General features: G+C 65.1%; 1 protein-coding gene. It reads right to left on the reverse strand.

Going from position 1 to position 284, the window contains the following annotated elements; genetic code table 11:
* Nucleotides 1–84 precede the first annotated feature (84 nt).
* Nucleotides 85–284, reverse strand: a 200-nt coding sequence (locus CH341_RS32295; protein WP_146604755.1) for a NifU family protein, incomplete at its 5' end; no start/stop codon positions are given.

Here is a 284-nt window from a genome sequence, read left to right on the forward strand (position 1 = left end):
AACGGCAGCATCGTCGCCAGCACGTCGGGATCGACGGGTGTGGTTGCGTTGGCATCGAGATAGACGGGCCGCATCACCGCCTCCTCAATGTCTCGGCTGAACCGGGATGACGCGCACGGGCGCGCCGAGCTTCGCCATCAGCCGCATCTGAATGCCGCCGATGGTGACGCCGGCAAGCTGGCAGCCGACGCAGGCACCGGTCAGCCGCACCATGATCTTGTTGTCTTCGATATCGACGAGCTGGCAGTCGCCGCCATCGCCCGCGATGTAGCGGCGGATATCCT

The sequence above is a fragment of the Rhodoplanes roseus genome (assembly GCF_003258865.1).
GTDB classification, from domain to species: domain Bacteria; phylum Pseudomonadota; class Alphaproteobacteria; order Rhizobiales; family Xanthobacteraceae; genus Rhodoplanes; species Rhodoplanes roseus.